This is a genomic window from Hahella sp. NBU794 (assembly GCF_050749805.1).
In the GTDB taxonomy this organism is placed as follows: domain Bacteria; phylum Pseudomonadota; class Gammaproteobacteria; order Pseudomonadales; family Oleiphilaceae; genus Hahella.
In genome coordinates this window covers 2,635,419-2,647,897 of record NZ_CP192738.1, presented here as the reverse complement: position 1 = coordinate 2,647,897, position 12,479 = coordinate 2,635,419, and the positions used below count along the sequence as shown (strand labels likewise).

The following is a 12,479-nucleotide window of genomic DNA, read 5'->3' as shown; positions in this document are numbered from 1 at the left end:
TGTCCTGCCCGGGCCCGGCCGCGCCGCGGGGTTCGCCGGCGGGATCAAATCAAACCAGCGCCATCGGGGACCTGACGAACTCTTTTTCCCACAAGCGAAGTTCGCCTGACGCCTGGAGTGCTGACACGGGAAATCAAGTAGGGATCAAGCATGTCCTTAAATCAGATTGAAAACGTAAATGTAAACAGTCAGGAGATTCTCATTACTCCTGACCAGCTTAAGAGCGACATCCCTCTGTCCGAACAAGCGGGTCAAACCGTAATCGAGGGTCGCGAAACCATCCGCAATATTCTTGATCGCAAGGATCACCGTCTGTTCGTAGTGGTCGGGCCCTGCTCGATTCACGACGTGGCGGCCGCCAAAGAGTATGCGCAGAAACTTAAAACGTTATCGGACGAATTAAAGGACACTCTCTATCTGGTTATGCGCGTGTATTTCGAAAAGCCGCGCACCACCATCGGTTGGAAAGGATTGATCAACGACCCCAACCTGGATGATTCCTTCGAAATCGAGAAAGGCCTGCACCTGGGACGGCAACTGCTGGTGGAGCTGGCGGAAATGGGCCTGCCTACCGCGACGGAAGCGTTGGACCCGATTTCTCCGCAATACCTGCAGGACACCATCTCCTGGTCCGCCATCGGCGCCAGAACCACTGAGTCTCAGACTCACCGTGAGATGAGCAGCGGCCTGTCCATGCCTATCGGCTTCAAGAACGGCACCGACGGCAGCCTCACTGTGGCGGTTAACGCCATGAGCTCCGTCTCGCATCCGCATTCCTTCCTGGGCATCAACCGGGAAGGACAAGTCGCCATCATCCGCACCAAAGGCAACGCTTATGGTCACGTGGTGCTGCGCGGCGGCGGCGGTAAGCCGAACTACGACTCCGTCAGCGTCGCACTGTGCGAGAAGGAACTGCAGAAAGCCAAACTGCGCGAAGCCATCATGGTGGATTGCAGCCACGCCAACTCCAACAAGGACGCGTCACTGCAGCCGCTGGTCATGCAGGACATCACTCATCAGATCATGGAAGGCAACAAGTCTATCGTGGGCGTGATGGTGGAAAGTAATATCCATTTCGGCAATCAGCCAATCCCCGCCGATCTGGCGGATCTGCAATATGGCGTCTCCATCACCGACGCCTGTATCGACTGGGCCACCACAGAAAAGGCCCTGCGCGACATGCACGACAAGCTGAAAGACGTTTTACCAAAGCGTATCTAGACGGCGGGTCAGAAAGTTCGCGTCCGCCGCACAGGCGGACGCCTTCCCTCTTTCTTAAATCATCCTGTTCAAACTATCCCTGTTTCTCCAGGAAATCCTAGCGCAGCAATAACAATGGCTTTTGCGTCATTGTCAGCATCTTGGCGGTGAAGCTGCCGAGCAGCAGTTCACGCAGACGGGTATGGCTGTAAGCGCCCATGACAGTCAAATCGATATCGTGCTGACGCTGGTAGTCGCATAATTCCTGCTCCACTGCGCCAGTCAGCTTGGCCGTGACGACATCAACGCCGGCGTTCCGCAAACGTTGCGCCGCCTGCTCCAGCACCTGCTCATTGGCCTTGCCGTCGCGACTGACATGCACGACATGGCAACGCAGGTCTTTGTAGAGCGGGCTTTCCGCCACCATATTCAACGCCTTGCCGGCGGCTTCGCTGCCGTCATACGCCAGCATGATGCGCTGAGGCGCGCTGAATTCGCCATTCACCACCAGCACCGGACGATGCAAGGAGCGAATAATGGTTTCCAGGTGGGCACCAACGCGGCCCGCCTGACTCTCATGCTCTTCGCCGCGAATGCCCATCACCAGCACCCCGATATCGTCCTCCAGCTCAATCAGCGCCTCGGTGAGACCGCCGTGACGCTGGTTGACGATAGGATCGCTGACGCCAGCGGCGATCACTCTTTCTTTCGCCGCCTCCAGCATCAGTTTGCCTTCTTGCAACAAAATCTTGCTGCGACGCTGCTCCAGGTCGGTCAGCTCCGCCAGGAGTTTCTCTCTGCTGCCCAGACCAATGCTGCCGGTCAGATCCGACACAGCGGGCGCTTCGCGATGTTCGATGTTGTGCAACAGCTTCAAGGACGCGCCGACACGCTGCGCTATCCAGGCGGCGTAATCGCAAACGGCGCGACTGAAGTTGGAGCCGTCGATACAGGCCAACACCGTGTTGTTATTGTTATCCATTAATGACCTCCCATGATTTTCTCGATCTCTTCGGGCTTATCGTGCACGCCGAAGCGGTCAACAATTGTCTCGCTGGCCTCGTTCAGGCCGATCAACTCGACATCCGCCCCTTCCCGGCGGAACTTTATCACTACTTTATCCAACGCAGAAACGGCGGAGATATCCCAGAAGTGCGCGCGATGCAGGTCGATGACGACTTTGTCCACGGCTTCCTTGAAATCAAAGTTGGCGACGAACTTGTCGGATGAGTTAAAAAACACCTGCCCCACCACCCGATAGGTGCGCTGAGCGCCGTCTTCGCTCAAGGCGGTTTCGACATACATGAAGTGGCTGACTTTATTGGCGAAGAACAACGCCGCCAGCAACACACCGAGAAAAACGCCGTAAGCGAGGTTATGAGTCGCGATGACCATGGCAACGGTAGAAATCATCACGATATTGGTGGAGAGCGGATGCTTCTTCAGATTAATGATGGAGTCCCAGCTGAAAGTACCGATAGACACCATGATCATGACCGCCACCAAGGCCGCCATGGGAATACGCGACAACCAAGGCCCCAGGAAAGCGATCATCACCAGCAGAAAAAAGCCCGCCACGAAAGTAGATAGCCTGCCGCGGCCGCCGGATTTAACGTTTATCACCGACTGACCGATCATGGCGCACCCAGCCATGCCGCCAAACAGCCCTGCGACGATATTGGCGATGCCCTGCCCCTTACATTCACGGTTTCTTTCGCTCTTTGTGTCGGTCAGGTCGTCAACGATGGTCGCTGTCATCAAAGATTCCAACAATCCCACCACCGCCATGGGTGCGGAAAACGGGAAAATGATCGCCAGCGTTTCAAAGTTCAAGGGTACGTCGGGGAACAGAAAGATTGGCAGCGTATCCGGCAGTTTGCCCATATCGCCTACCGTACGGATATCCAGATCAAATAGCACCGCCACCGCGGTCATGGACAGAATGCAGACCAATGGCGACGGCAGGCTCTTACCAATCACCGGTACATGGGGGAACAGATAAATGATGGCCAGTCCCGCCCCGGTCATGGCGTATACGTGCCAGGTGACGTTGGTCAGCTCCGGCAATTGCGATACGAAAATAAGAATCGCCAGCGCATTGACGAAGCCCGTCACCACCGAGCGTGAAACAAAGCTCATCAACTGCCCGAGTTTCAGATACCCGGCCAGTATCTGCAATACGCCGGTCAGCAAGGTGGCTGCGAGCAGGTACTGCAGGCCATGAACTTTCACCAAATCCACCATCAGCAACGCCATGGCGCCGGTGGCGGCGGAGATCATACCAGGCCTGCCGCCGACGATAGCGATAGTCATGGCGATACAGAAAGACGCGTACAGCCCTACTTTGGGGTCAACGCCAGCGATAATGGAAAACGCAATCGCTTCAGGAATCAGCGCCAGCGCAACCACCAGTCCGGCCAGCAGGTCGGCTCGCACATTTCCCAGCCAGTCATGTTTTTTTGAAAGTAACAACATATTTGTTCCACGAACGATCAGAAGCGGAGCGGCCTTCACCAGCAAGGCGAGACCGATAAAAAAGGGGCGTTGGATTATACACATTGCGCACAAAAACGCCATTTTTCCAAATTTTTCGTTTTAGAAAATTCATTCATCGCACCCACTTAGCCTATTCACATACGAATAATTACAAATAATTCAGCGCCAGCCATTTAAATTACGGCATTTTGTGTATAAATTTTATCCATTGCAATTGGCGTCATATTTCGAATGCCGGCTGTATCGCTTTCCTTTCTCAAATAAAAACGAACAAATACGAAGACAGGTTGAGTAGTTATGATCACAATAAAAAACACTTTTAGCGTCTCTATACTTTCTCTCACTCTTGCTGCGGCGCTGCATACCGCCGACGCAGCCGCCGGCCCCTATACCGACAGGCTGACGCCGCAAAAACGCGCGCAGGTGGAAAAATGGGTGGACAGCGAGTTCAAGGACTCCTCCATCAGCCGGGATCAGCAAATCGAAGAGCTGGCCTGGTTTATCCACACCGCCGCGCCTTATCAGGGACTCGAACTGAACGTACTGTCGGAAACCATTAAAACCCACGAATATGAATCCCAGGTGTTGGCGAAGGCGTTCAACGAACTGACCGGGATTAAGATCAACCATGAATTGCAGCCGGAAGGCACAGTCATTGACCGCCTTTGGGTGCAGTTCATTGGCGACCAACACCGTTATGACGCCTTCATCAGCGACTCCGACCTGATCGGCAATCACTCCCGCTCCGGGCGTATTCTCGCTTTGAGCGATTTCATGCAAGGGGAAGGCAAAGACGTCACCTTACCCACTCTGGACATCAACGACTTTATCGGCGTCAGCTTCGTGACCGGGCTCGACGGCAAGATCTATCAGCTTCCCGATCAACAGTTCGCCAACCTTTACTGGTTTCGCTACGACTGGTTCCAACGCCCGGACCTGAAGAAGAAGTTCAAAGAGATTTACGGCTACGAACTCGGGGTGCCGATCAACTGGTCCGCCTATGAGGACATCGCCGACTTCTTCACTAATAAGGTCAAACACATCGATGGCGAGCGGGTTTACGGACACATGGATTACGGCAAGCGCGATCCGTCTTTAGGCTGGCGCTTCACTGACGCCTGGTTTTCCATGGCCGGCGCAGGAGACCCGGGACTGCCCAACGGCAAGCCCGTAGATGAATGGGGCATCCGCATCGAAGGTTGCCACCCGGTGGGCTCCAGTATGGATCGCGGCGGCGCCACCAACAGCCCCGCCGCCGTGTACTCACTGGAGAAATATATCGACTGGCTGAAGAAATATGCGCCGCCGGAAGCCATCAAAATGGACTTCAGCGAAGCTGGCTCCGTTCCCGCGCAGGGCCACATCGCCCAGCAGATTTTCTGGTACACCGCCTTCACCTCAGACATGACCAAGCCCGGTCTGCCAGTGGTGAACAGCGACGGCACGCCAAAATGGCGCATGGCGCCCTCGCCTCACGGAGCCTATTGGCAGGAAGGGATGAAGCTGGGTTATCAGGACGCCGGTTCCTGGACCATTCCCAAAAACATGAGCCCAACCCGACAAAAAGCGGTCTGGCTGTATGCGCAGTTCACCGTCGCTAAAACCGTATCCCTGAAGAAAACTCTGGTGGGCCTGACGCCGATTCGCGAATCCGACTTGAGATCCGCCGCCATGCAAAAAGCCGCTCCCAAACTGGGCGGACTGGTGGAGTTCTACTTGAGTCCCGCCCGCAAAGCCTGGACGCCCACCGGCGTCAACGTCCCGGACTACCCCAAGCTATCGCGCTACTGGTGGCCGACGCTGGCGGACGCCATCACCGGCAAGAAAACCCCGCAGCAGGCGCTGGACACTTTGGCGGAAAGGCAGGATCGGGCGATGGCGGTTATTCAGAGAAACATGGAGCTGCAGTCCTGCGCGCCCAAAATCGCGGACGCCAGTGAGGTCAAGGGCGCAGACTACTGGCTGCGCCAACCCGGCGCGCCCAAGCCCAAACTGTCCAATGAAAAACCCAAGGGCGTTACGGCGTCTTACGACGAGCTGTTGAAAGCCTGGAAGAACGGCCGCGTACGCTGATATCGCCAGGAACACAAGGTATTACGACGCACGATGCGCCGGTCGGAGACTGGGAGTTCAAAGAAGTCACTCTAGTTAATCGACTGGCGCCCTATCTGAGTCCCAAAATGACTCCGCCCCTAGGGAATACCCTAGTCAAAATGACGGGTATTCGCTGAAAGTCTTAGAAGGGCGAGGCATTTCGCCCTTTTGTAACAAAGTGTAAATGTGTATAATTTTTCGCCTTTCCGGTTCTAACAGCAGTTTCTTATGGAGTAGACATGAACCAAATGACACGCACCGACGACGCGCTTCAGCGTCCCAGCTACGATCGCTCAGATCGTTTTTATATCGAAAACGGCGAGTGGTTCTACCTGACCCGCGAACAAATTCCCATCGGCCCCTACGCTTCGCAGCAAGAAGCGGAAGACGGACTCAACGCTTATATCGACTACATGCAGGTAGAAGCGGAATAAAAAAGGGAATGCAAGGATGACGAACTATCACAGGAAGATAGCCCAAAATGAGCCAAGCGCCCGCCAGTCTTAGCAGCGCGACTCTAAGTAAAAAGCGGGTGTTTGGAAATTTCTCCCCCGTAAATTGAACACCGTTGAAATAACTTCCCCCCCCAGCCATCAAGAGCTTACCTATTTAACCCCCCCCTCTACTCTCTCTCAACCCCTCTCACCTGACGTCTGCGTCGTACAAATATCGCCAACCACGCCAATCCAGACAGACAGATAACAGGAAGCAAGATCATACTTGCATGAATCGCTGTATTTTGGGTTCGTTCACAGAAGGTAGGACAGGGATCAAAGACGCCGCAGGGATAGGCCTTATCCCAGTTCACGATATCGTCGCCCTCGCCTTTTTCATCGACGCCATTTGGGCCAATCGAGTACAGCGTCATTTCCGCTCCATGCGAGGGCTCAGGAGAGTACTGATACTCTTGTCCCCAAGCGTCGGTTGGGATTTTGCCGAGATAACCGTTCTTCAACGCCTGTAATCCTTGCTCTCTTGAAGGCAGTGCGTCGTGGTCGAGCTGATACAGACGCAGCGCGCTTTGCAAAGACGTCAACAGGATGCGATCGTCATGCTGGCTGCATTCAATCGCGCCTGGACAGGTACGCAATGTAATCAGAGCGACCATCAAAGCGAGTAACCAAAACCCAAACAATCCTAACGTTAGTTTCTTGACCACTCGCTCCATTTTATTTCCTTACTTTTCGGCCTTTATCCGTAGCTTCATCCGTACCTTTATCTGCAGCCTGTTATCGGTAGATTTTAGCGGCCCATTGGGTCAGGCCCGCCGCGACGCTACCGAAGAAGTCGCCGTCCACGACGGGAATCTCACCAAGTTCCTGCTCAAGCGCGGCGCGGATAACCGGGGATTTGCCGCTGCCGCCGGTGAGGTATACCAGGTCCGGACGGCATTGCGCCAGCTTCAGCGCCTCGCGCACGATGTCGATAATCCGGTTGAGCGGATTTTGAATCGCTTCGCCCAGCATCGCGCGATCCAAAGGCTGGCTGAGGCCTTTTTCGATGTAGTCGAGATTCACCTCATGGGCGTCGGCGTCTGACAGCTCGATCTTGGCCTGCTCTCCGCTGCGCACCAACTGATAGCTCTTGCGGCCTTCCTGCAGCAGCAACAGACGGTTCAATAACTCCGGGCGTTTGGCGTCGCGGCATAGCTGCGCAATGTCATCGCGGGTCTGCCAGGCGCTGAATTCCGCCTGAGTGCGCACATTGTTGATTTCAATGGCGCTCCAGAACGGCTGCGTGGGCATGGTGAGACCAGATTTTTTATCGGTTCCCAGACCAAACAACGGCATCAGGCCTTTGTATGTCAGGTAGATATCCAGATCATTTCCGCCGGTGCGCTGACCGCAGTGCGCCAGAAAGTCATCGCTGCGATTGTCGTTATTGCGGTGCGACGGCCCCATTCTCACCATGGAGCAGTCGGTGGTGCCGCCGCCGATATCGACGACCAGCAGCACTTGGTCCTGCTGCATGCGACTTTCGAAGTTAACGCCCGCTGCCAGAGGCTCATACATGAATTCAAAGTCTTTGAATCCCGCCCGCTGCGCCGCGGAGGTCATGATTTCCATGGCCTGCCGGTTCGCCGCGTCGCTATCCGCTCCTTGATAATTCACCGGACGACCGATCACCGCTTGCGACAGCTCCGCTCCCGCGTTCGCCTCCGCCTGGGACTTCGCCCATATCATCATGGCGGTGACTACGTCTTCAATGAAGTCGAGTTGCGGCCGACTCAGACCGCCAGAACCCAGGAAAGATTTGGGAGACTTGATATAAAAGCCTTCATCCGGCGCTTCGATGTGCAGATCCACCGCCTGCCGGCCGACGCACAGCACTTGTTCGTCAGAACCGATGCTCAGCTCGCGGCGGGCGCGTTGCGCCTGTCCGGCAGCGTTAGGGCGGGAGGTGAGATAGGATTCACGGGCGTCCGGATCAGCAATGCGCCCGGCGACATATTCACATACCAGACTGCGATCCAGAGCATAAAGATTGGAAGGCAGCAACACCGAGTCCCGATCCAGGCCCAGCAACTTCACCTCCGATGACGCCTCTTCTCCGCGACGAATCACGCCCAGCGCGCAATTGGAGGTCCCATAATCAAAACCGGCGAACATAACTGGCCCCTTTTTGGAAAAAAGCCGGCGATTATAACGATGCGGGTCGGGGTGTTCTAGTTTAAATAGAGATAGATTCGGACGACGAGACAACGTCACCTGCCTGATTAACGGGTAAACACGCACAGCAAAACGAGCGCACTTGAACAAATGCGCCCGTTTCGTCGCCCCTTACATTTACTTGCGTTACTCAGTAAGGGCTTGTGCGTCTGGTCGCTGTTGAAGACGGATTTTGAACAACGCGTCTTGCCGTCTTACTTTTGCATCACTCAGACTTCACCACAACAAGCTCTTCCTCCAGGTCAGCCAGAAATTCGGAGGAAATACCGGTGGTGATGGTGGTGTTGCTGGCCTGAGCAAGGGTGACGGATTCTTCGATATCCGCGCCGATTTCACTTTCCAGACCATAATCGCCCGAGCCCCATTTCACGCACTTCCACAACTCCATGGGGGCCATGTAGTCTTCCCGCAGATGCTCTTTGAATAGCTCAATGGCTTCCATCATCTCTCTGGCGGGAACGGCGCTGACGCCGACCATGTAATCGGAGCCGTCCATATTGATGGACGAACGGGGGCTGAGTGAGGACTTGTGATAAATCAACCAGATGTCTTTATTCATAATGAATCCTTTCCGTCTTTTTTATTTTAAGCATGGTGTTACGCAATAAAGTCACGCGCCCTGAAAGGCGTTGAGTTTGTTAAGTATTCATCCAGCGCGTCGATGGTTTGAAAACCCATCGTTGTCGACTCCTTTTCTTCCCCCTTAAGGGTCGCCCTGAATTCCCCATCATAGTAAAGAACCGCCTGCATGCGCTCGCCATCGGAAATGATGGTCGAGCTGGCTTGGCCACCTTCCTTCAGCGTCGCTTCCAGCGCGCTCAAGTTGCGCTGATGGCGCTCTGCGGCATTGCGAGCGCTGATTTCGCCGGGCAGGTCCAGAACAATATAGACCAGCCATAAGACAGAATTGTTGATGAAGGACAAAAGAGATTCCATTATGCGATCCATTTCCCATATCCACGGCGCGGCGCAGGCTGCGCACAACTTACCGATAGGTCCGTAATTTAAACAGACTCTCAGGTCTCCAACAAATTATGCATAGGCGCCAGGGTTTTCTGGCGGCATATTTCTTCAATTTGTTCGTCAATGGAGCGTCGCCAGTCGATCTGCGGCTGATAGCCCAGCACAGCGGTCGCGCGGCTGTTGTCAGCCCCGGTTTCCTCCAGCAAGTGAATCAGGCTGCGGGTAACCAATGGGTCAAAGGGCATCAAGGGATCAATCAGCTCCATCAGTTCGCCCACGCCATAGGCGACGGGAAACGGCACGCTGTAACAGGGTTTGGGAATCTGATGCCGGTCGGCGATGTATTCGATCACTTCACGCACGCTGGGCGGGCCGGAACCGACAATATTGAAGGCGGCGAAGTTTTCTCCCGGCGTCCATTGCGCCGCCAGAGAAAACGCCTGACCGATATCGCGACCATCGATCAGGGGCAAGCTGGTTTTGCCGCCGCGAATCCAGGGAATCAGCCGTGTTTTCAGGCGTGGCAGCAATATCGGCAGAAAACCGACGCGATAACGTCGCCCGACATAAATCCCCATGCGCAGGTTAATCACCTTAAACCAGTCGCGAGCGTATCCGCGCAGGATATTTTCGATGCGCACCAGATTACACAGGTGCGGCCAATAAGGAGGCTCGACGCCTGGACTATAGGGGTCCGAGGAACGCTCCGGCGCGGCGGCGGAAGCAGTGCTGGTGTTGATGAAAACCTTCACGCCCGCCTGCCGCGCCGCCTCGATCAATCCGAGGGTCGGCTGGAAATACAGGCGTTGCGAACTTTCGCGATGACCATACAGAGACGTCCAGGCCGCTGCGTGAATCACCACATCCACGCCCCGGCACACATCCTTGATGTAATTGGCGTCACGCAAATCGCCTTCGCGCACTTCGCAACAGACTTCCGCCGGCAGTGCGCCGGGATGACGGCAGGCGGCGATAGGCCGGATTCCTGGGACTCGACTCAGCGCTTCCAGAATATGGCTCCCGGCGAACCCCGTCGCGCCGGTCACCAGAACTTTCCTGACCTTGAACACCCCGCTGCTCCTCTCCGTCATGACCTTACACCGAAGACGCGCAGGCGGTTTCCTCCCTCTGCTGGTCGGCTTGGGAGACGGATTTGAAAGACCAGGTTTTCTCGCCCTCGCGATGCATCAACCCGATGCTTTCAAGATAACGCAGGTGCGCGGCGGTCTCTCCCAGCGCAAACATATACTGGTGAGGCGGCAGTTCCGTATTGAACAGCATGCCCACCGCTTCGAACACAGTGGTCGGTTCGCCGCAACCGCTCAAAAGTTTCTGCAACTGCCGATGATGATGCATTTTGATCTCAGCGATGCGCTCATGGTAGTTCTCTGAAGGCAGTCCATGGGCAGGGAAATATCTGGCGCAATCAATCGCCAGAAAATCCTCCAGGGACAACAGGTAGTTTTCAAGTGGGTTAGACAGACCGCCCACGATAATGCCGATATTCGGGGTGATTTTCGGCAACACATGGTCGCCGGTGATCATCTCACGGCTGGCCTCATTCCACAGACACAGATGCTCTGGAGAATGGCCGCTGCCGCTGACCACGCGCCAGTCGCCGCTGGCCGCGCTGATGATATCGCCAGTGCGCAGGAACTTGACCTGTAAAGGCAGTTCCTTCACCAGACGCTGATAGTTGCCGCGGTTTTCGATCAGTTGCTCGAAACGCTCCCCGTCCACGCCAAACGCCCGGTAGTGCGCCGCGTAGCGGGGAATCGCGCTTTCCGCAGGGGAAAACCACAGCCGCTGCGCCATCAGCCAGTCCCCTTCGGAAATATAGGCGTCCGCCTTGAAGCGGCGCTGCAGCCAGGCCGCCTGACCAATATGATCCGGATGCAGATGGGTGATCAGGATCTTCTTGATCGGCTTTTGCTGGAAGACCGTATCCGCCAACGCTTCCCATGTCTCACGCACAGCGCGATGATTCAGGCCGGTATCGACCAGAATCCACCCGTCCTGATCATCGATCAGATACAGGTTGATATGATCCAGGCGAAACGGCAGCGGCATTTTCAGCAGGAATACGCCCTGCCCCACCTGAACCGGACTCCCGAAGGGGATGTCCTTGTGTATGTTATCCATATCTTATTCCTCGTGCGTTAACCGCGATCCATGGGAAGAGCGGGCGAACCGCTCGGCATGCCTGACGCGAATCACTCTTTACGCAGTTCAATACCGTAGATATCGAAACCGATGCCCGCTGTCATTTTGGAAGGCGGCCAGTTCACCCACTCCCACAACGGCATGGGGCGACGCGTGACTTTCCAGGGGGCAAACAGTTCGCAGAACTTGTCCACGTTACGAATGTGCATGGGCGCATTGACCTTCTTGAAGAAGGTGCGAATGAACTTGGCGCGCAGGTCGCTCTCCGATCCGGTGATGCCAGTGGTGCTGATTTTCAGCACGGAGCCCGGCGCGCACCAGTCGTACAGGTATTGGAAGGTGCTCTTGATTTCCGCGTCGTCCACGAACATCAACACCGCGTTGGAACCAAAAGCCACTTTTCTGGAATCATCGAAGAAGCCGTCCACCAGACCTTTTTCCAGCAGCCCTGGCAACGCGCCGACGCTGGAGGTTTCGTATCTTGCGCTGGCGCCGGCGGGCAGTTTTCTGCGCGCGTGCTCAACGATGTCCGGGTTGTGATCGACGTACATGATATTGGCCTCGGTCGCCCACTCATGACCTCGGGGAATGGGGCCGGCGCCGATATCCAGAATATTGTTGAAGCCTTCCTGCTGGTAGCCCTCGTACATCTGCCGGACGAACGCGCGGTTGATGCGCATCTTCTCCGGGAACGGGGTGATGAATCCCATCAGGCCTGTAATGATGGAGTCTTTCCAATCGTGGTAGTCACCCTCATCCAAAGCCGCGCTGTAAAGTGTGGCCGTGTTTGAATAGTACTTTGGGTTACTGAAGCTCATTCTACTTCTCTCCGTAAGAGTATTGTTTAGAGCCCCCCACCTCCTCCGCCCGCAGGCGGAATCAGTTTCTTTGGGG

12 protein-coding genes are annotated in these 12,479 nt (G+C 55.5%); 3 read left to right on the top strand and 9 right to left on the bottom strand.

The genetic code is table 11. The annotated features are described in order from the left end of the window. Nucleotides 1-150: 150 nt before the first annotated feature. Entirely contained in the window at nt 151-1,221 is a 1,071-nt protein-coding gene (locus ACQYWX_RS11830) for a 3-deoxy-7-phosphoheptulonate synthase (RefSeq protein ID WP_216735870.1), read from the top strand. A 97-nt stretch (nt 1,222-1,318) separates the two neighbouring features. Here ACQYWX_RS11830 and ACQYWX_RS11825 read toward each other — a convergent pair whose 3' ends face one another. Both ACQYWX_RS11825 and ACQYWX_RS11820 read right to left on the bottom strand, forming a co-directional pair. Then, nucleotides 1,319-2,182 (bottom strand): universal stress protein, encoded by an 864-nt coding sequence (locus ACQYWX_RS11825; protein ID WP_431688906.1) that lies wholly within the window; start codon nt 2,180-2,182, stop codon nt 1,319-1,321. Beyond that, the gene (locus ACQYWX_RS11820) at nt 2,182-3,675 is read right to left on the bottom strand and encodes a SulP family inorganic anion transporter (protein ID WP_431688905.1); all 1,494 of its coding nucleotides are present in this window, start codon (nt 3,673-3,675) and stop codon (nt 2,182-2,184) included. The genes ACQYWX_RS11825 and ACQYWX_RS11820 overlap by 1 nt, the downstream gene beginning before the upstream one ends. Before the next feature lie 318 nt (nt 3,676-3,993). Here ACQYWX_RS11820 and ACQYWX_RS11815 point away from each other — a divergent pair, with 318 nt between their 5' ends. Together ACQYWX_RS11815 and ACQYWX_RS11810 are read left to right on the top strand one after the other, a co-directional pair. After that, complete coding sequence (locus ACQYWX_RS11815) at nt 3,994-5,769, top strand: ABC transporter substrate-binding protein (RefSeq protein WP_431688904.1); 1,776 nt, start codon at nt 3,994-3,996, stop codon at nt 5,767-5,769. A gap of 260 nt (nt 5,770-6,029) precedes the next feature. Further along, a complete protein-coding gene (locus ACQYWX_RS11810; protein WP_127969866.1) occupies nt 6,030-6,224 on the top strand; it encodes a DUF6316 family protein in 195 nt (64 codons plus the stop codon). A 188-nt stretch (nt 6,225-6,412) separates the two neighbouring features. On the opposite strand, the gene ACQYWX_RS11805 is transcribed toward ACQYWX_RS11810, so the two are convergent. The 7 genes from ACQYWX_RS11805 to ACQYWX_RS11775 form a co-directional block, all read right to left on the bottom strand. Beyond that, on the bottom strand, nt 6,413-6,958 hold the full coding sequence (locus ACQYWX_RS11805) for a type II secretion system protein GspG (protein ID WP_431688903.1): 546 nt from the start codon (nt 6,956-6,958) through the stop codon (nt 6,413-6,415). Between the two features lie 61 nt (nt 6,959-7,019). Next, nucleotides 7,020-8,399 (bottom strand): molecular chaperone, encoded by a 1,380-nt coding sequence (gene yegD, locus ACQYWX_RS11800; RefSeq protein ID WP_216735866.1) that lies wholly within the window; start codon nt 8,397-8,399, stop codon nt 7,020-7,022. A gap of 265 nt (nt 8,400-8,664) precedes the next feature. Continuing rightward, entirely contained in the window at nt 8,665-9,018 is a 354-nt protein-coding gene (locus ACQYWX_RS11795; protein WP_216735865.1) for a hypothetical protein, read from the bottom strand. A gap of 38 nt (nt 9,019-9,056) precedes the next feature. Beyond that, complete coding sequence (locus tag ACQYWX_RS11790) at nt 9,057-9,395, bottom strand: hypothetical protein (RefSeq protein ID WP_216735864.1); 339 nt, start codon at nt 9,393-9,395, stop codon at nt 9,057-9,059. A gap of 80 nt (nt 9,396-9,475) precedes the next feature. Further along, the gene (locus ACQYWX_RS11785) at nt 9,476-10,513 is read right to left on the bottom strand and encodes an NAD-dependent epimerase/dehydratase family protein (protein WP_216735863.1); all 1,038 of its coding nucleotides are present in this window, start codon (nt 10,511-10,513) and stop codon (nt 9,476-9,478) included. A gap of 4 nt (nt 10,514-10,517) precedes the next feature. Then, nucleotides 10,518-11,564, bottom strand: a complete 1,047-nt coding sequence (locus ACQYWX_RS11780; RefSeq protein ID WP_216735862.1) for an MBL fold metallo-hydrolase — start codon at nt 11,562-11,564, stop codon at nt 10,518-10,520. A 71-nt stretch (nt 11,565-11,635) separates the two neighbouring features. Next, entirely contained in the window at nt 11,636-12,403 is a 768-nt protein-coding gene (locus tag ACQYWX_RS11775) for an SAM-dependent methyltransferase (RefSeq protein ID WP_216735861.1), read from the bottom strand. Nucleotides 12,404-12,479 lie beyond the last annotated feature (76 nt).

Coding starts and splice junctions, on each gene's coding strand:
- ACQYWX_RS11830 (WP_216735870.1), top strand. CDS start 151: ATGTCCTTAAATCAGATTGAAAACGTAAATGTAAACAGTCAGGAGATT.
- ACQYWX_RS11825 (WP_431688906.1), bottom strand. CDS start 2,182: ATGGATAACAATAACAACACGGTGTTGGCCTGTATCGACGGCTCCAAC.
- ACQYWX_RS11820 (WP_431688905.1), bottom strand. CDS start 3,675: ATGTTGTTACTTTCAAAAAAACATGACTGGCTGGGAAATGTGCGAGCC.
- ACQYWX_RS11815 (WP_431688904.1), top strand. CDS start 3,994: ATGATCACAATAAAAAACACTTTTAGCGTCTCTATACTTTCTCTCACT.
- ACQYWX_RS11810 (WP_127969866.1), top strand. CDS start 6,030: ATGAACCAAATGACACGCACCGACGACGCGCTTCAGCGTCCCAGCTAC.
- ACQYWX_RS11805 (WP_431688903.1), bottom strand. CDS start 6,958: ATGGAGCGAGTGGTCAAGAAACTAACGTTAGGATTGTTTGGGTTTTGG.
- yegD (WP_216735866.1), bottom strand. CDS start 8,399: ATGTTCGCCGGTTTTGATTATGGGACCTCCAATTGCGCGCTGGGCGTG.
- ACQYWX_RS11795 (WP_216735865.1), bottom strand. CDS start 9,018: ATGAATAAAGACATCTGGTTGATTTATCACAAGTCCTCACTCAGCCCC.
- ACQYWX_RS11790 (WP_216735864.1), bottom strand. CDS start 9,395: ATGGAATCTCTTTTGTCCTTCATCAACAATTCTGTCTTATGGCTGGTC.
- ACQYWX_RS11785 (WP_216735863.1), bottom strand. CDS start 10,513: ATGACGGAGAGGAGCAGCGGGGTGTTCAAGGTCAGGAAAGTTCTGGTG.
- ACQYWX_RS11780 (WP_216735862.1), bottom strand. CDS start 11,564: ATGGATAACATACACAAGGACATCCCCTTCGGGAGTCCGGTTCAGGTG.
- ACQYWX_RS11775 (WP_216735861.1), bottom strand. CDS start 12,403: ATGAGCTTCAGTAACCCAAAGTACTATTCAAACACGGCCACACTTTAC.